Here is a 16,513-nt window from a genome sequence, read left to right on the forward strand (position 1 = left end):
AACGGATGAAGATCGCCGATGTCCGAAAAGCGATCGGTGGCGCTGCCGGACGGCCCGGACGGCTGACCGAAACACTTCTGTTCCTGACTGAGTCACCGATGGACGGGGTGCGCCGTATCACGTTGAACCGGCATTGACTACCCACACGTAGGGGCGGCGACCGGAAACGGTGTCGGGGCCTGCCACTCGTCGGGGCTGTCAGGTGCCCTGGTCCCCGCTCAGGAGACGCGTCATCCACTCCAGGGAGCCGGTGTTGAGCGCTTCGTCCGCGAGGCGCTTGGCGGACGCGGTCTTGAGCGCGGCAAGGGAGCTGTCAATCCATGGTTGGACGTTCTGATGTCCCTGTTCGCGGTACTCGACGGCCTGGATCAGACACTCCAGCTTGTCGGCGTCTCGGGCACAGACGGCCTCCAGGCTCGTCTTCTCCTCGTACTCGCCGACAGCGCCATTGATCATCTGTGCGACGGTTTCAGGGATGCCGTGTACCTGGTCAGCGGTGACCTCCTCGTTCGGCGCGGCCTTCAGGTAGCGCTTGCCGATGTAGGGGATGTCGGTGACGCGGGTCTCCTGGGTGTCGTGGAACAGGCTCATGAATGCCGCGCGTTCCGGGTTGCCGCCTTCCATCGCGGTGATCACGCTGGCGATGATCGCGGTGCGGAAGGAGTGGTCGGCGATGCTCTCTGGATCCCGTACCCCTGCGACCAGCCACCCCGTGCGCTTGTACCGCTTGAGCAGGCCGATCTCATACAGCAGATCGGTCACCTTGGCCAGTTCCCCTGCCATGCCGTCCCCTTTCATCCTCGGTGGATCATGCGCAGAGCGTAGATGATCGCTTCAAGTTCTCGCTGGGACTGCGGCGATACGGTCGCCTCCTCCAAGACGCGAGTGGCCGCCTCTTTGAGGTCGTCGGCGGTGCGCGGATCCAGCGTCGAAGGGCGCAGCATGACCAGTGCCCACAGTGTGTGAGCGACTACGTCGGCGTAGGGATTGGTGGAGTACAGCTTGCCGGTCAGGTGCCGTAACAGTTCGGTCCCATGCCAGGTATCCGGCTTCACTTCGAGTCAACCTAGGTGGGGTTCCTGCGTAGGTTGCTCCTGTTCAGGTGCGCATTGGGCGGCCAGGTATTCCGGTGGCACCCCACGAACGGGCGTATTCACCGCGATTTGCGGCTCGCCCCGGCGGGTGTGGCCCGTCCGTATCGGGCTACGTCGTCGCGGCTTCGGCGGCAGGGCCTTCTGTCTCGGGGTGGGGTGGTGTGGGGCAGCCGGTGACGATGACCTCGCCGGTGCGCTGATCGCTGGTCACGGTGTAGCCGGCCTGGGTCAGCAGTGCCTGCAGCGCCAGATGCACCGCCCCATGAACCTGTCGGTAGCCGTGGAGCTGGCTTAGATCGGCGGCGCTGACCCACGCGACCACCACGCCCCGGCCGGGGTCGTGGTGGACGGCCACGCCGCCGTCGATGGCCAGCTTGGCGGGTTCGACGATGTACCCGGCATGGCTGAGCTGCCGCCGGACCGCGTCGACCAGCGTGCCGGCCTCAGAACCTGACATCGTGGGGAATCTGGAAGGTCATGCGGCGCTCAGGCCGGGCAGGCGAGCGGTGCGGGTGAAGAACGCGCTGATGCTCTGGACCGCGGCGGTGAAGTCGGCGAAGTCCAGCGGCTTGGCAACGTAGGCGTTGGCGTGCAGCAGATAGGTGCTGGTGATGTCCTCGGCCAGGGTGGAGGTGGTGAACACCACCACCGGGATCGACCGCAGGTGCTCGTCTGCCTTGATGTGCTGCAGCACGGCCCGCCCGTCAATGAGGGGCAGGTTCAGATCCAGCAGCACCAGATCGGGACGCGCGGCACCCTCGTGGGCACCGCGCTGGTAGAGCACATCGAGGGCTTGCTGGCCGTCGCTCACCACCACCAGCTGCGGTGCCGGGTCGGTCGCCTGGTCGGCGAAGGCTTCGGCGATCAGCATCTGGTCGCCTGGGTCGTCTTCGATGACCAGGAGCATCAAAGGCTGCTGTGCCTGGCTCATGGGCTCTCCTGACCTGTTGGTGACCGGGCCGCTGAGGCGCTGCTCTGGTCTTCTCCGGTGAAGACCGCCAGCAGAGCTTGGACGTTGTGGCCGGCGTCGGCGGGATGGCGGAAGGGCCGGTTGGGGTCGACGCTGTAGTGGTTGCGGCGCCCAACCCGGGTCCGGGTGAGGTAACCGGCGTGCTCCAGATCGTTGACGATCGCCTGAGCGGCGCGTTCGGTGATGGCGACCGTCGTGGCGATGTCACGCAGGCGGGAGTGAGGGTGCCGGGCGATCTCCACCAGGACCCGGGCGTGGTTGGTCAGGAACGTCCAGTTCCTGTCATCTGCCGTGCTGCCATTCGACCCCACTCCCGGCCCCCTCCTTCACAGCATGGGCGTGGTCACACACGACCACGTATGACGAGCAATTACCGAATTGTATTTCATGATTTGTGCTCCGTCACTATTGGGGTGCCACCGTGCCCCAGGCACGACAAGCGCCGACGTCCCGGGCATCGTCTCCGCAGGGCTGCACGGCCCTCCCTGCTCGCTCGGCCCCGCTCGCACCAAGCACCGTGGCGCCGCCCTGGACCCGGTGAAGCGAAGGAATCACCCAGTGCCGCTTCGGCCCGACCGCCGACGATGACCAGCGATCAGCAGGTGTCCCGGCGCGGCCCGTTTCAGCCGTATTCCGGTGGCACCCCTCTTACGCGGTATTCGCGCGGTGCCGGGCGTGGTGAACGGCGGGGTAGTAGGGCGTGCCGTCACGGAAGCAGGCGAACATGATCCGTAGCCAGCCACGGCCAAGGATGCGAACGGTCTGGGGGTGCCGCTTACCCCGATCTCGGGCGCGTTGGTAGAGGTCGGCGGTCCATGGATCGTCGTGCCGACTGTTGTCGGCGAAGGTATGGAGCGCTTTGCGGGCGGCCCGGTTGGCGGCGTGCCGGAATCCAACGGTGTGCACCTTGCCGCTGGCTCTGGTGACAGGGGCCATGCCCACCTCGGCGGTGAGCTGCTCGGCGGTCAGCCCGCGTTCCAGCATCGGGCCGACTTCACCGACGATCTGGGCCATGTTGACGATCCCGACCCGGGGCAGGGCCTGGAACAGGTCGGCATAGGGGTGGTCCCGCAGGACCTGTTCGATGGTCACTTCCAGGGTCTTGATGGCCTGCGCGATCACGCGGACTTGGCTGGCCTGGGTGTTGACCGGTGTGGTGACGATCTCGGGGCTGATCCGGCTGGCGGCCGCCGGCGCGGATCGCAGCCGTTGGAGGAGTTCGGCACCGCTCTTGCCTCCGCTGTAACCCTGACGGCGCAGGAAGGTGTCCAGCTTGGCCGGGGTGAGCGTGGCCGCTGCATGAGGGGTGGGGAACCGGTCCAAGAACGCCAGGGAGATGCCCGAATCGATGCTCTTGAACAACCGGGTCGAGCCCGGCCGGTGCGCTTCCAGCAGCGCGCGGAGCTGGTTGGTCAAGCTGGTGCGGGTGGCAACCAGATCACTGCGCTGCCGAGACGGCGCCCGAAGCTCCAGCGTCTTGGGTTCGGTCGGGGCAAGGGTCCGCAGGAACTGACCGTCCGTGCGAACCAGGTCAGCGAGCATGAAGCCGTCGGCGCTGTCGGTTTTGGCTCAGGAGGTTCCCCACCTGGGCCGCATCGCGGTGAACATGCCCGGGTGGATGGGCACGATCGGGTGTCCAGCCGCCAGCAGCCGATCGACGACCAGGCCCTTGCTGGTCTCGATCGCCACCCTCAACTCCGCAGGGTCGCCGTAGCCGGTCAGGTGCCACAGCGTTGAAGTGATCCCGGCCTCGGTGTGCGGGAGCGTCCAACGGCGGCCTTCGCGCCTTGCGCGTCGAGTGCCGTCACCGAGTGCGTCTGGCCGCCCCAGTCCCAACCCACCGTGTGCAATGTGTGTCCTTCCGGTTGGAGTCAACACCTCTGATCACGGAGAGGACGCCTGCCGGAAGCTCATTACTGCGGCCCTCGTGGGGCGATTCCCTGATGCCGGTCCAACGCCCTCGCCCCGACGGTGCCGGCAAACTGCCGCAAGCCGTCCAGCGGCTGACCGATCGCGGGCCGTACACCGCCGGCGCTCACCATCCCGTCCGGGACGCGACCGTGACGAGGTCGTTCGCCACGGGACCACCGCCGGGCGCCACCTGACCCGTTCTCCGCCGAACAGCCAATCAAGATCGATAATGAATGCGCGGATCGTGGACGCTGGGATAGCGTGCGGCGATGAGCTTCCGGCTGGCGGCGTACGCCGTGTGCATCGAGGACGGACGGGTGCTGCTCGCCCATTGGGCGGGGCCGAAGGGCGAGCGGTGCTGGACGCTTCCCGGTGGGAAGGTCGAGCACGGGGAGGACCCGTTCGACGCGGTCATCCGGGAGGTCGCCGAGGAGACCGGTTATGACGGAGTGGTCGAACGCCTGCTGGGTGTGGACTCGAGAGTGATCCCCGCGGCCGACCGCCGCTTGCCCGGCCTGCCCGAGCACCAGAACGTCGGCATCTTCTACCGGGTCGGCATCACCGGTGGCCGGCTCCGGCCTGAGCCGAACGGCGAGACCGCCGAGTCGGTCTGGACCCCGATCCCCGACGTCACGCGCCTTCGCCGGTCATCACTGGTCGATGTCGGCCTCGCCCTGGCACAGACCCTTCCGGTGACCGGCCATGTCGACCCCGTCCCGGTCGGTGGTCTGATCCGGCACTGAACGTCTTCGTCCAGGGCGGTGGCGATCGTCTTCGACGGCTTACAGGACGGCGATCGCCTGGGCCGTCACGGCGGACCTGCCCGGCCGATGTCGACCACCCGTGCCCATGAGGGCGGCGTGTCCGGCACGTACTCGGGATCGTTCTCGTACGACCGCCTGGGCCGGGAGAACAGCCCCACCACCATGCGGGACGCCGGCCGTTTCCGCGGCCACGGGGTCTGCCCATCGGTCAGGACCACGATGACGTCCGGCCGCGGGCTCGCCCGCAGCGCCTTGGCGATGCCCGCCCGCAGGTCCGTGCCGCCGCCGCCCACCAGCGTCATCCCCTCGGCCCGGCACAGCGGTTGCGCGACCCGGGCCGCCGCGTCGCAGGACAGGACGCTGACCAGGTCGCGCCGGCCGCCCACGGCGCGGACGATCGCGGAGACCTCCAGCAACGCGCTCCCCAGTTCGGCGTCGCTGACCGACGCGGAGGTGTCGATGACCACGCTGATCCGCGGCGGCCTGCGCCGCAGGCTCGGCAGGATGACACCGGGCAGGCCGGCCGAGCGCCGCGGCGGCCTGCCGTAGGTGTGGTCCTCGCCCACGCCGGGTCCTGACACCGCCGAGCGGATGGCTGTGCCGAGCAGTTCCCGCCACGGCTGCGGCGGGTGGAAGGCCTCCTCCGCCCACCGCCGCCATCCCTTCGGCGCGTTCCCCGGACGGGTGCTGATGCCCTGCGCCACCCGGAACCGGACCGCTTCCCGCTCGTGGTCGCTGAGCCCGTTCGCGCCCTCCGGCCCGAGATCCCACTCCCGCTCGAGTCCGTCGGCGCCGCTGCCGCAGTCCAGCCAGGCCAGATCCCGCATGTACGGCCCGAGCTGGAACTGGCGCAGATAGTCCTCCATGAGCTGACCTCCGGGCAGCCTCAGCGTCTTCGGTTGGAGGGCGCCATCGGGCCAGGCCAGCCCGTCACCGTACACGTCGTCGTTGATCTCGAGGTCGGCGGCGATGTTCATCCGCAGCCGCTCTCCCCGTCCCGTCAGCTCCCGCTGCCGGGCGACCCGGTCACTGCGGCCGTGATGGTCCCGCAGCAGGTGGGAGACCTCGTGCACCCACACGCTCGCCAGTTCCTCGACGGGGGTCTGCGCGACGAACGCCGGTGAGATGTAACACCGCCAGTGCCGGTCCACGGCCATCGTGGGCACGGACCGCGACTCCACCGGGTGCAGCGCGAACAGCGCCGTCGCCAGATAGGGCCGGGCCCGCGCGGCGTACAACCGGGCGGTGAAGAGCTTCTCAAGGTCCATCAGCCCGTCACCCGCGCCGCGACCTCATCCGCCTTCTTGCCCAGGGAGACCACCCCGGCGAGCTTCTCGATCGAGGCCGGGACCTCCCAGTCCGCGCGGCGTAGCGCGGCGAGCGTGGAGGCGGGCACGACCACCAGGTCCGGGGCGCCGGTCTCCAGCGCCCGCGCCAGCAGCGCCCATGCCGCGTCCCACCGGCCCTTCTCCGGCCGCTTCCGCACGGCCGCGACCACACCGTCGAGTACGGCCTGCCGCAGGTCGCCCCGCTGGGGCAGCTCGGCCGCCGCCGGGTCGGCCAGCAGCGCCTCGGGGTCGGGAAGGTCCATCCGATCCATGACGGCGAGCAGCTCCAGCCCGGGCCCGTCTCCCACCGCGCCCCTGACCAACATGGACAGCACGTCCTTGGACGCGTCGGCCGCGGTGGCGAAGGCGGTCAGGCACAACGCCATCTCCCAGCTGCGGGGTGAGGGCCACGGGCCGCCCCGGTGCGCCTCGTTGTTCGGCAACCGGTGCACGAGATCGGGGCGTGCGGTGAGGAGCCCGCACACCGCACGCCGGGCGAACGTCACCGCCTCGGACAGCCGCTCCGGGTCGAGGTACGGCAGGCTCGCGCGCGGCCAGGTCCCGCCGAGGCCGCGTACGACGACATCGTGATCGTGACGCCATTGCAGGTGGACGAACCGGTTCGCGAGCGGCGGACTCAGCTCCCAGCCGTCGGCGGCGGAGGAACGCGGGTTGGCGGCCGCCACGATCCGGACACCCGCCGGGAGCCGCAGGGCCCCGACCCGCCGTTCCAGAACCAGCCGGAGCAGGGCGGCCTGTACGGCGGGCGGTGCCGTGGACAGCTCGTCCAGGAAGAGCAGTCCCCGGCCGGCGTGGGCCAGACGTACGGCCCAGTCAGGCGGCGCCATCGGGACGCCCTGAACGGCGGGGTCGTCACCGACCACCGGCAGGCCGGAGAAGTCGGACGGCTCATGCACGCTGGCGATCACCGTCGTGAGCGGCAGGCCGAGCGCCTCGGCGAGTTGCTGCAGCGCCGCGGTCTTGCCGATCCCCGGCTCCCCCCACAGCAGGACGGGCAGGTCGGCCGCCACGGCCAGGGTCAGGGCCTCCAGCTGCGTGTCGGTGCGTGGTTCCGTGGTGGTGTCGCGGAGCAGGGACAGCAGATCGCCGGCGACTTCAAGGCGCGAGGCGTGAACAGACGAAAGCATGATGAATCACCTTGGAGGTCTAGGAGGTCCAGGAAATCGTCAGCGGAATATGGCATGGCGCGGGCGTGCCCGGCCCCTACGGGAACGGCGGTCCGGTCGCTCCGCCGGTCCCGGCCCCGACAGGAGCCCGGCACGGAACAGCCCGTGGTCGATCCGCCGCCGCGCCGCCTCCTCCAGCACGTCGCGCAGCGAGCCCTCGGGCAGTCGCGCGTCAGATCCGAGGAGACCGTCGACGGTGGCCTGAGCACCGGCGGCGTCGCCGTGCTCCAGCCGCGCGTGGACGTCGAGGAGGCACTCCGGGGAGCGGTGGGCCTCCTCGATCAGCTGCAGACAGGGCAACGGGGTGCCGGTCAACTCGGCCAGCAGTTTCTCGCGCCGGATCTCGGTCGCGTCGTGATCCAGGGCGACCAGCGCGCCGTTCACGAGCGCGACCCTGTGCCGGGCGCCACCGCACTCGACCATTCGCGGCCCGTTCCGGCTCTGGTGGCCGTGTGGCTCGGCGCCCGGCGAACGGCCGGGTACGAGCGCCGCTGCGACGAGCGGGTGCAGCCTGCCGGCCTCGATCAGCCCGGCACGCAGCAACGCCAGGTCGGGCAGAACCCAGGTCGCCGCGTCAGGCAGGATCGGCGGTGCGGGTCCTTCCTCGCCGGCCCGGGACGCATCCACGTCGAGGAACATCTGACGCCGCCCGCCGACCCGGACGGCGACCGTACCCCCGTCCTGCCCTTCGGCGCAGAGCAGCAACCGGGCCTCGGCCGGCCACCGATCGACGGCCCAGCCCCGTGCGTGCGGCGCGGTTTCGGAACGTGCACGCAGCTCACCGGCCCTGCGTGCATCCCACAGGTGGCGATGCAGGTCGAGGCGGAAGCGCCGATTCGGATGGGGGTGCGGATGCGGTCCGGCCCGGGAACCGTCCCAGAGCGCCAGGCTGATCCGCTGACCGGCATCCGCCCAGGCCGGCGGGGTCCTGGCCACGAGGTGAACCGTGCCGTTCCCCTCGTGGTACCGGGCCAGCGAGAGGGTCAGGCCCGGACGTAACAGGCCGTTGGGGGCGATCCTCGGCATGTGCCAGCGCAGCAGGTCAGGCGCCAGGTGGCGGAGGTCGGTTCGGAGGCGGGCGGCCAGTTCCCGGCCGTGGAGATGCGCTGTGCGGCGCAGGTTGAGATCGACGTCCACGTGTGCTGCCGCGCACGCCGCCGCCCAGTCGCCGGTGCTACGGCGGGCGGTCGCTGAATCGATCATGGAAGGCGGCACGGCGAACTCGCGCACGCGCAGCCAGAGAGCCAGGCGGGGATCCTCGTTCGAGGTCGAGTGCGGCATCAGCACTCACCTTGCGTGAACGGGGCCCCCAATCTGATGTAGGAGGTATTCATCATGATCAGCGTAGCGTCTTCCGGTTCGCGTGAGAAGGGCGGCTTGGCGGGAGTGGTCGGCCGGCCCCCGGCCCACCCTGATCGGTCGTGTGGTGGCATGTGACCACGACAGGTGCCGTACGGCGTTGCCGTACCACCGTGCGGTGGTGGTCGAATGTGTGCTCATGACAACCGGTCGCGAGTCCTCGACAACGTACGAAGCCGCCGACGGCAGTGAGCTGCCCATGCTGCTCTTCGAGCCGGCCGAAGGCGCCCGGCCGAAGGCGGGCATCGTCATGTTCCACGGTGGCGCTCTGCGCAAAGGATCAGCCGATGGGTTGGCCCCGCACTGCCGGCAGCTGGCGGCCCGCGGCATCTTCGCGGCTTCAGCCGGATATCGGCTGATCGGGCAGGCCGCTGTGAACATCGACGACTGCATCGCCGACGCCCGACGGGCGGTTGAACACTTCGTGGGATCGGCTGTGTTGCGCGGGCTCGATTCATCACATCTGGCGTCAGGCGGTAGTTCGGCCGGCGGTCATCTCGCGCTCGTCGCCGCAATGATCACCCCTGACCCTCCCCTTCCGGTATCCAGGCCGGGCGTCGCGGCGGTCGTGGCTCTGAATCCTGTGGTGGATCTGCTCGCCTACCCGTCAGAGCGGCTACGAATACTTGAACGGGACGCCGGCATCGCTGCGGGAAGGGCGGTCGAGTACTCGCCGATCGAGTTCGTGCGGCCTGGGAATCCGCCGGTGCTGATTCAACACGGGACGCACGACGAGGTCGCACCCGTTGGCCAGGTGCGACGATTCCGGGACGTGATGGTGCAGGCCGGCAATGACTGCGTGTTGCTTGAGTACGAACGCGCCGAACACGCGTTCCACTACCCCGGCCCTGCCGGACACTTCGACGACGTCATCGACGCGACCGCCGAATTCCTTCTCGACCGGCTCGCGGCAGACCGAGCATCGGCTCCGCCAGGCGCGGGCACCGGAAGCGGGGCGGCGGTTCCCTGAGTCAACTGAGCTGTGAGGCTTGGCGGGCGGCCGCGCACAAGGCCCATGGCGAGGTCTCCGGCACCCGGGAGTTGATCGAGGTGCTCTGGAAACTTCGAGGCGCGACACATCCCACGCCGGCCGTGGAACCCTGCAAAGGTGGACAACGTTTAACAGATCATGACGAGCGATGAGAGGTCGGCCGGTCGATTCCAGCGTCTGCCTGAGCGGCCGGACCCTGCGACCTGGGTGCCGGGCAGGGATGAGGAACCGTTGCCGCAGGCGATCGCCGAGCCCGGGAATCCCGGCGACGCGCCCCTGCAGTGGGTGGCGCCCGAACTATATGCGGCACAGCAGATCAGCGATGCGATCATCCGTCGTCGCTCCCACGACTGACCGCAGGGTTCGGTTGCCTCGCAACAGCCGGGTGCGGTGAGGGGACGGGTGTTCGATGGCAAGGTGCCCCGGACCGCAGCGAAGCGAGGACCGGAAGCGCCGCGGCAGAACCGATCAGCGGTTGGTGTCCGGGGTCCGGCGTGGTGGACGGCGGGGTCATAGGGGTGGCGTTGCGCCGGCAGGCACGGATGACGCGTAGCCGGCCGCGGCCCAGGATGCGCACCGCGTCGGGGTGGAGTTCGCCGCGGTCATGGGCCTGCTGGTAGGCATGCTCGGCCCGCGGGTCGGCGTGCCGGATGTTGTCGGCGAAGTGGGTCGTGGCTTTGCGGGCGGCCCGGTTGGGGAGCGCCGAGCGGCGGATGACGCGGGACCCGTGAAAAGAGGTCCAAGGTCCCTGCCCGGCCGGTCCGGCGGCCGGGCAATGTGGGGTGAGCCCGGGGCGCCGCCCCGGACCCGCGCCCGGAGCACCATTCGAGGAGCACAAGCGCATGTGCGAGTACTGCGGCTGCCAGGCCGTGACCACGATCGGCGAACTGACCCGCGAGCACGATCTGGTGGTCGACCTGATCGGAGACGCGCGCAGCGCGCACACCGCCGGCGACACCGCCGCCATGACCGCGATCGCCAGAAGGATCGCCGATGTGCTCGGCCCGCACACCGCGGTCGAGGAGCACGGCCTGTTCCCCGCCATGGCGGAGGAGTTTCCCGAGCAGATCGCCGCGCTGGAGGCGGAGCATCGGCGCATCGAAGCCGTCCTCGGCGAGGCCGCGGACGGCACGCCCGCCGACCCCGGCTGGCCGCTCAGGCTGCTCGACACCCTGAACCTGCTGCGCGCCCACATCCTCAAGGAGCAGGACGGGGTCTTCCCGGCGGCGCTGGCCGGTCTGAGCACCGAGGACTGGGAGGCCGTCGAGGCGGTCCGGGCCCGGGTCGGCACTCTGCTGCAGGCTGACGACGGCCAGCCGGCCCCTCCACCCGCCACCGGTCGCGCAACCCGCTCGGAAAGCGTGGAAGCGTCGCGCGCGTAGGCTTGGCCGCGTGAGTGCTTCCTTCGAGGTGCATGTGACGGCCGGCACGCGTGAAGAGGCGGAGAAGATCTGCACCGCCGCGGTGAACGACCGCGTCGCGGCGTGCGCACAGATCATCGGGCCGATCAGCTCCCTCTACCGGTGGGAAGGAAAAGTAGAGAAGAGCGAAGAGTTCCTGGTTCTGCTGAAGACCAGCGAGCATCGTCTGGACGAACTCGTTTCCTTGGTGAAGGACACTCATTCCTACGAGACACCGGAGATCGTCGCGGTCCCCATCGAAGGCGGACTGCCGGACTACCTGAACTGGATCGCGGCGGAGACGGCGGAGCGACCCTTCCGCCCAGCGAGTTGACGGGCGAGTTCGACCGATCTGCAGGCGCGTCACACAGATGATCTATAGCCTGAAAGGCTGACTTGTCGGCTAGGGAGGGCTTTATGGGCATGCGCCTGTCGAAAGCGGCCGCTCTTGTAGTCACGGCGACCTTGGCCTGCGCATGCGGACCGAAGGATCAGCCGGTGCGCGGTACCCCGTCGGCCACCGCTTCCGGCGCCACACACTCGGCGCCGCCCTCCACACCGGGCGCGGCAGCGGGGAGCTATGTGAGCGAGGGCATGGTCGGTTTCTACACCGCCGACCCGTTCAGAATCGAGGTGAAGGCCATCGAGCGGCACGCCAAGCTGACCGTGTTACGCATGGAGATCATGACCACGGCGACTGTCAACACCCCCGGCGACTTCGGCTATGGCACTCTGACAACCTCCTTCGACAGGTTCAGGCTGTTCGACCCGGTCGGCAGGAAGGTGTACTTCACCCTGCGAGAGAACGACAGCAACGGCCACGCCTTCGGCACCAGGAACCACCAGGTCGGCGCCGACTATCCCGATGACTTCATGCCGGGCGTGCGCTACCCGGTCGAGGTCTACTTCCCGCCGCTTCCCGCCATCGCCGAGAAGATGTCGATCGCGCCCGATCTGCCGATGGGCCCGATGACCGGCATCCCGGTCACCGACGGCGCCGCTGAGCCGACCGCCCGCGAGCGTGGCTCCTCGGACATGCCGAAGGCCGGCGACACGTTCCAGTGGCCTGTCGTCGTGCCGAACGGGGAGATCTGGTCAGGCGTCGCCGACGTGAACGAACAGGTGGAGACACCGGTGAAGAGCACCACGCAGGAGGGTGACAAGGAGACGATCGGCCTGCGCACCGACGTGCTGTTCGCCTTCGACAAAGCGCGTCTCAGCGCGAAGGCGGCAGCCGTGCTCGACGACGTGGTCGAGGAGACCAGACGACGGGCCGACCCCGCCAAACCGCCCATCACGATCACCGGTCACACCGACGACAAGGGCGACGACGGTTACAACCAGACGCTGTCGGTCAAGCGGGCCAAGGCGGTGCAGGAGTATCTGGCCGCCAGACTCGGCACCGACTACCGGTACAGACCGGAAGGCAAGGGCGAGACCAGCAGGGCCTACGTCTACTATCCCGCCCCGCCCGACGGCCGTACGAGCATCACCCTGGAGGTGGCCAACGGAGGCGCCTACCCGAGGATCCCCATCAGACGCTGACCGGTCGGCGGCTCCCCGCAGGGCGGGCACCGCCGGCGGCGTCGGACCTCGGCTTCTCAACGAGGGCGGCGCATGGAGCCGCCATGTCGCCGCGCGGGTAGGACGCCCCCTCACCACCGCCGTCCGGCTCGTCCCGGCGCCGCGGTCACAGCGGCACACCGCCGGGCCGTCGATCATTTGACATGCGCGGCGATGGTCCGTGCGCACTCCATCGCCTCCGCATGCGTGGTGTCCACCTCCAGGTCGTAGGTCACGCCCCGGTGGACCACTTTCGCCTGGGACGCGGCCATCCCGATGGTCCGATCGCCTCGGGCGACCTCACGGCCCGCGGCCACCGCGGCGTCACACCGGACGCCGACCCACAGCACCCGCAGCTCACCCAGGGCTTTCCGCCATCGCCGTTGTGAGTAGGCTCCGCCGAGGAAGACCTCATCGACGATGACCCGGGCGCCCGCACGGGCCATCGCGGCGACCCCCGCGATCCAGGCCGCTTCCAGCGCCCGGAACTCCGGACCGACGGTCACCTCTCCGTCCGGAGCGAACTCGATCCCGCCATCCGACGCCTGCATGGACGCCGGCATCGCCTCAACCAGGGTGTCCGTCCCGACGGCCAGCCACGGATCGGGCAGGACCGCCTGCAGACACCGAACGATCCCGGACTTTCCCGAGCTGGAGCCGCCGTTGACAACGATCATCTGAGTCATCACCGCGCCACAGTAGAGGCACGAGGACAACGCTCGAAACGGATTTCCGCGAGCTCCGCACCCCCCGCCACAACCCGGTGAACCTTCCCGGCCGGGGCACTGGCCGTACCGACCCGTGAGGCCGGGCACGCGGGAGGCCGCCGAGGGTGACAAGGGTGACAAGGGCGCCGTCGCCCGGCCGTCATTCCGGAAGCCGGGCGGGGTCGGCCGCGCCTCCGCCCGGGGAGAGTTTGACCTCAACCGCGGTTGAGGTCGCACGATGGCAGCCGGGGCCCTGCCCCGTATCCGACCTTGAGGAATGCGTCCGGGAGCACGGATTCCGGTTTCGTTCGATCCTTGACCACACCGTCGACGGCTTCGACACGCAGCGTAAGGCGAACCTCACTCCACCAGCAATGATCATTAGGCAGGACGTTCATGAAGCTTGAGATATACGCCGATGTGCTGTGCCCCTGGTGCTACATCGGCAAAAGACGGCTGACGGCCGCATTGGCCCGGCACGCCGGCCGTGACCGCGTCGAGATCATCTGGCGCGGCTACGAACTCGCACCGGAGGAAGGCCGGACCCCCGGCCCGACCGCGGCGGAGGCCATGGCCGGCTGGTGGGGCGAGCAGGCGCCCGCCCGCGTCGCCCGGATCCGGTCGCTGGGCGCGGCGGAAGGCCTGGAGCTGAACCTGCATCTGGCACGCCCGGTGAACACCTTCGACGCGCACCGGCTGGTCAAGCTGGCCGCCGACCGCGGCCGGGCCGACCAGATGATGGAACTGCTGTTGCACGGCTACCACACCGAGGGGCTGAACGTGGCCGACGCGCAGGTCCTGCGGAGCCTGGGCATCGAGGCCGGGCTGGACGACGACGAGGTGCGCGCCGTCCTGGCCGGCGACGACTACGCCGAACAGGTGCGCGACGACCGGCGCCGCGCGGCCGAACACGGCGTCACCGGCGTGCCCAGCCTGATGATCGACGGCCGCCCGCCGGTCTCCGGGGTCCAACCCGTCGCCGATCTGCAGCGGCTGCTGGAGCACGGTCCGACCGATTCACACAGCGTCCCGGCCAGGCCCGGCCGTCCGGAACGGATCGTCAGGGGCTCGTGAGGATGACGAGGCGCTGGGTCGCGCGGGTCATCGCGACGTAGCGGTCGACCGCTCCCTCGATGCCCTCGCCGAACCTCTCCGGATCGATGAGGACGACCAGGTCGAACTCCAGGCCCTTCGCCAGCTCCGGGGTCAGCGACCGTACGCGGGACGTCGCCTGGAACGTGGGGTCGCCGATGACGCAGGCGATGCCGTCGGCGTGCTCGGCGAGCCAGGCGTCGAGGATCGCGTTCAGCTCCGAGGCGGGTCCGTGGACGACGGGGACGCCGCCGCTGCGGATGGAGGTCGGCACGTTGGCGTCCGGGAGCGCGGCCCGGATGACCGGCTCGGCCTCCGCCATGATCTCTTCCGGCGTCCGGTAGTTGACGGTCAGGGACGCCAGGCTGATCCGGTCGAGCCCGATCCGTTCCAGCCGTTCCCGCCACGACTCGGTGAACCCGTGCCTGGCCTGGGCGCGGTCCCCGACGATGGTGAAGCTCCGGGACGGGCAGCGCAGCAGCAGCATCTGCCACTCCGCGTCGGTGAGCTCCTGGGCCTCGTCCACGACGATGTGCGCGAACGGGCCGGCGAGCAGGTCCGGGTCGGCGCCGGGCAGCGCCGCCTCGTCGACCAGGGCGTCCCGCAGGTCCTGCCCGCGCAGCATCGACATCATCAGCATCTCGGAGTCGTCGGCCTCGATCAGGTCGTCGACGACCCGGTCCATGCGTTCACGCTGGGCGGCGACGGCGGCGTCGCGCCGGCGTTTACGCCGTGACGTCTCCGGGTCGCCGAGCCGCTGCCGTGCCGCGTCCAGGAGCGGCAGGTCGGACACCGTCCACGCCTGGGCGTCCTCGCGCTGCAACCTGCGGATGTCCTCGGGGCCGAGCCAGGGCGCGCACAGCCGCAGGTAGGCGGGCACCGTCCACAGGTCTCCGACGAGGTCGGCCGCGTCGATCAGCGGCCACGCGCGGTTGAAGACCGTGAGCAGCTCCCTGTCCCGCGTCAGCGCCCTGCGGACGAGGTCGGCCGAGACGTCGTCGTCGTGCCTGTCGACCAGGATCGTGAGCAGTTCCTCCCAGATCTGGTCGCGCGCCTCGTTGTGCGGGGTGCCGGGGTCCGGCGCGTCGAACGCCTCGGCCCAGTCCTCGGCGCTCAGCCGGATGTCGGCCCAGGGGGTCGTGACCGTCATCCCCTTGGCGGGCGGGTTCTCGTAGAACCGTACGGCCGGCTCGATCGCCTTCACCAGGTCCGCGGACGACTTCAGGCGGGCCACCTCCGGGTCCTTCTCGGCCGCCGCCGACGCTCCCTCGGCGACGAGATCCCGCAGCGTGCAGGTCTGCACGCCCTCCTCTCCGAGGCTGGGCAGCACGTCGGCGACGTAGGCCAGGTACGGCTGGTGCGGTCCGACGAACAGCACGCCACCCCGATCGTGACCGAGGCGGGGGTCTGCGTAGAGGAGGTAGGCGGAGCGGTGCAGCGCGACGACGGTCTTACCCGTGCCCGGTCCGCCGTCGACGACGAGGGCGCCACGCGATCCCGCGCGGATGATGGCGTCCTGGTCGGCCTGGATGGTGCCGAGCACGTCCCGCATCCGGGCCGACCGGTTGCCGCCCAGGCTGGCGATGAAGGCGGACTGGTCGTCGAGCGCGGCGTGCCCTTCGAGCCCCTCCTGGGTGAACACCTCCTCCCAGTAGTCGCTGACCCGGCCGCGGGTCCAGCGGTACCTGCGGCGACTCGCCAGGCCCATCGGGTTGGCGTGGGTGGCTCCGAAGAACGGCTCGGCGGCGGGGGAGCGCCAGTCGAGCAGCAGCCGCCGGCCCGCGTGGTCGGTGAGGCCGAGCCGTCCGACGTACACGGGCTCGGGGTCGTCCGCGCCGACCATGCGCCCGAGGCACAGGTCCAGGCCGAAGCGGCGCAGCATGCGCAGGCGGGCGGACAGCCGGTGGATCTCCAGGTCCCGTTCCAGCGCCTGCCGGCCCCCGCCGCCGGGCGACCTGCGCGCGGCGTCGAGGCGGCCGGACAGGTCGGCGATCGTCTGCTCCAGGCTTTCGGCGATGGCCGCGAAGTGCTTCTCGTCGGCGTCGATCAGCGCCGGGTCGGCCTTGGGGGAGAGGTGGGCGGGAAGGTCGAACGCGCTGGTGGCCAGCGGTTTCATGCAGTCTGCTCCGATCTGGGGTCTCTTGCGG

19 protein-coding genes and 1 pseudogene are annotated in these 16,513 nt (G+C 69.8%); 8 read left to right on the forward strand and 12 right to left on the reverse strand.

Annotation, left to right across the window (positions count from 1 at the left end; all coding sequences use genetic code 11):
- Nucleotides 1-5 precede the first annotated feature (5 nt).
- Nucleotides 6-137, forward strand: coding sequence for a hypothetical protein (locus IEZ10_RS39985; RefSeq protein WP_268246340.1), 132 nt, complete (start codon nucleotides 6-8; stop codon nucleotides 135-137).
- Nucleotides 138-198: 61 nt separating this feature from the next.
- On the opposite strand, the gene IEZ10_RS20210 is transcribed toward IEZ10_RS39985, so the two are convergent.
- From IEZ10_RS20210 to IEZ10_RS40575, 7 genes and pseudogenes are all read right to left on the reverse strand, one after another.
- Nucleotides 199-783, reverse strand: a complete 585-nt coding sequence (locus IEZ10_RS20210; protein ID WP_189248069.1) for an HD domain-containing protein — start codon at nucleotides 781-783, stop codon at nucleotides 199-201.
- Nucleotides 784-794: 11 nt separating this feature from the next.
- Nucleotides 795-1,055, reverse strand: coding sequence for a hypothetical protein (locus IEZ10_RS20215; protein ID WP_189248070.1), 261 nt, complete (start codon nucleotides 1,053-1,055; stop codon nucleotides 795-797).
- Nucleotides 1,056-1,203: 148 nt separating this feature from the next.
- Nucleotides 1,204-1,551: a hypothetical protein gene (locus IEZ10_RS20220; RefSeq protein ID WP_189248071.1), complete on the reverse strand. Its 348-nt coding sequence runs from the start codon at nucleotides 1,549-1,551 to the stop codon at nucleotides 1,204-1,206.
- 18 nt (nucleotides 1,552-1,569) lie between these two features.
- Nucleotides 1,570-2,025, reverse strand: a complete 456-nt coding sequence (locus tag IEZ10_RS20225; RefSeq protein WP_189248072.1) for a response regulator — start codon at nucleotides 2,023-2,025, stop codon at nucleotides 1,570-1,572.
- Nucleotides 2,022-2,375, reverse strand: a complete 354-nt coding sequence (locus tag IEZ10_RS20230) for a helix-turn-helix transcriptional regulator (protein ID WP_189248073.1) — start codon at nucleotides 2,373-2,375, stop codon at nucleotides 2,022-2,024. The genes IEZ10_RS20225 and IEZ10_RS20230 overlap by 4 nt, the downstream gene beginning before the upstream one ends.
- A gap of 337 nt (nucleotides 2,376-2,712) precedes the next feature.
- Entirely contained in the window at nucleotides 2,713-3,186 is a 474-nt protein-coding gene (locus IEZ10_RS40570; protein WP_268246343.1) for a transposase, read from the reverse strand.
- A gap of 264 nt (nucleotides 3,187-3,450) precedes the next feature.
- A pseudogene (locus tag IEZ10_RS40575) lies at nucleotides 3,451-3,621 on the reverse strand (IS110 family transposase); the annotation flags it as partial.
- A 623-nt stretch (nucleotides 3,622-4,244) separates the two neighbouring features.
- Here IEZ10_RS40575 and IEZ10_RS20240 point away from each other — a divergent pair.
- Nucleotides 4,245-4,718 (forward strand): NUDIX hydrolase, encoded by a 474-nt coding sequence (locus IEZ10_RS20240; protein WP_189248075.1) that lies wholly within the window; start codon nucleotides 4,245-4,247, stop codon nucleotides 4,716-4,718.
- Nucleotides 4,719-4,783: 65 nt separating this feature from the next.
- Here IEZ10_RS20240 and IEZ10_RS20245 read toward each other — a convergent pair whose 3' ends face one another.
- Genes IEZ10_RS20245 through IEZ10_RS20255 form a run of 3 tightly spaced genes read right to left on the reverse strand, consistent with a single transcriptional unit; the run spans nucleotide 4,784 to nucleotide 8,535 of the window.
- Nucleotides 4,784-6,007 (reverse strand): vWA domain-containing protein, encoded by a 1,224-nt coding sequence (locus tag IEZ10_RS20245; protein ID WP_189248076.1) that lies wholly within the window; start codon nucleotides 6,005-6,007, stop codon nucleotides 4,784-4,786.
- A complete protein-coding gene (locus tag IEZ10_RS20250; protein WP_189248077.1) occupies nucleotides 6,007-7,215 on the reverse strand; it encodes an AAA family ATPase in 1,209 nt (402 codons plus the stop codon). The genes IEZ10_RS20245 and IEZ10_RS20250 overlap by 1 nt, the downstream gene beginning before the upstream one ends.
- A gap of 39 nt (nucleotides 7,216-7,254) precedes the next feature.
- Nucleotides 7,255-8,535, reverse strand: coding sequence for a hypothetical protein (locus IEZ10_RS20255; RefSeq protein ID WP_189248078.1), 1,281 nt, complete (start codon nucleotides 8,533-8,535; stop codon nucleotides 7,255-7,257).
- 277 nt (nucleotides 8,536-8,812) lie between these two features.
- Here IEZ10_RS20255 and IEZ10_RS20260 point away from each other — a divergent pair, with 277 nt between their 5' ends.
- From IEZ10_RS20260 to IEZ10_RS20280, 5 genes are all read left to right on the forward strand, one after another.
- Complete coding sequence (locus tag IEZ10_RS20260; protein WP_189248079.1) at nucleotides 8,813-9,583, forward strand: alpha/beta hydrolase; 771 nt, start codon at nucleotides 8,813-8,815, stop codon at nucleotides 9,581-9,583.
- A 159-nt stretch (nucleotides 9,584-9,742) separates the two neighbouring features.
- Nucleotides 9,743-9,958 carry a hypothetical protein gene (locus tag IEZ10_RS20265; protein ID WP_189248080.1) on the forward strand — a complete coding sequence of 72 codons (216 nt, stop codon included), beginning with the start codon at nucleotides 9,743-9,745 and terminating at the stop codon, nucleotides 9,956-9,958.
- Between the two features lie 488 nt (nucleotides 9,959-10,446).
- Nucleotides 10,447-10,986, forward strand: coding sequence for a hemerythrin domain-containing protein (locus tag IEZ10_RS20270; protein ID WP_189248081.1), 540 nt, complete (start codon nucleotides 10,447-10,449; stop codon nucleotides 10,984-10,986).
- Nucleotides 10,987-10,996: 10 nt separating this feature from the next.
- A complete protein-coding gene (gene cutA / locus IEZ10_RS20275; protein WP_229811454.1) occupies nucleotides 10,997-11,338 on the forward strand; it encodes a divalent-cation tolerance protein CutA in 342 nt (113 codons plus the stop codon).
- Nucleotides 11,339-11,586: 248 nt separating this feature from the next.
- The gene (locus IEZ10_RS20280) at nucleotides 11,587-12,549 is read left to right on the forward strand and encodes an OmpA family protein (RefSeq protein ID WP_189248082.1); all 963 of its coding nucleotides are present in this window, start codon (nucleotides 11,587-11,589) and stop codon (nucleotides 12,547-12,549) included.
- Between the two features lie 173 nt (nucleotides 12,550-12,722).
- Here IEZ10_RS20280 and cpt read toward each other — a convergent pair whose 3' ends face one another.
- Nucleotides 12,723-13,244, reverse strand: a complete 522-nt coding sequence (gene cpt / locus IEZ10_RS20285; RefSeq protein WP_189248083.1) for a chloramphenicol phosphotransferase CPT — start codon at nucleotides 13,242-13,244, stop codon at nucleotides 12,723-12,725.
- Nucleotides 13,245-13,670: 426 nt separating this feature from the next.
- Here cpt and IEZ10_RS20290 point away from each other — a divergent pair, with 426 nt between their 5' ends.
- The gene (locus IEZ10_RS20290) at nucleotides 13,671-14,348 is read left to right on the forward strand and encodes a DsbA family oxidoreductase (protein ID WP_189248084.1); all 678 of its coding nucleotides are present in this window, start codon (nucleotides 13,671-13,673) and stop codon (nucleotides 14,346-14,348) included.
- Here the strand turns inward: IEZ10_RS20290 and helR are convergent.
- A complete protein-coding gene (gene helR / locus IEZ10_RS20295) occupies nucleotides 14,335-16,482 on the reverse strand; it encodes an RNA polymerase recycling motor ATPase HelR (RefSeq protein ID WP_189248085.1) in 2,148 nt (715 codons plus the stop codon). The genes IEZ10_RS20290 and helR overlap by 14 nt on opposite strands.
- Nucleotides 16,483-16,513 lie beyond the last annotated feature (31 nt).

The sequence above is a fragment of the Streptosporangium pseudovulgare genome (genome assembly GCF_014648055.1).
Lineage (GTDB): Bacteria > Actinomycetota > Actinomycetes > Streptosporangiales > Streptosporangiaceae > Streptosporangium > Streptosporangium pseudovulgare.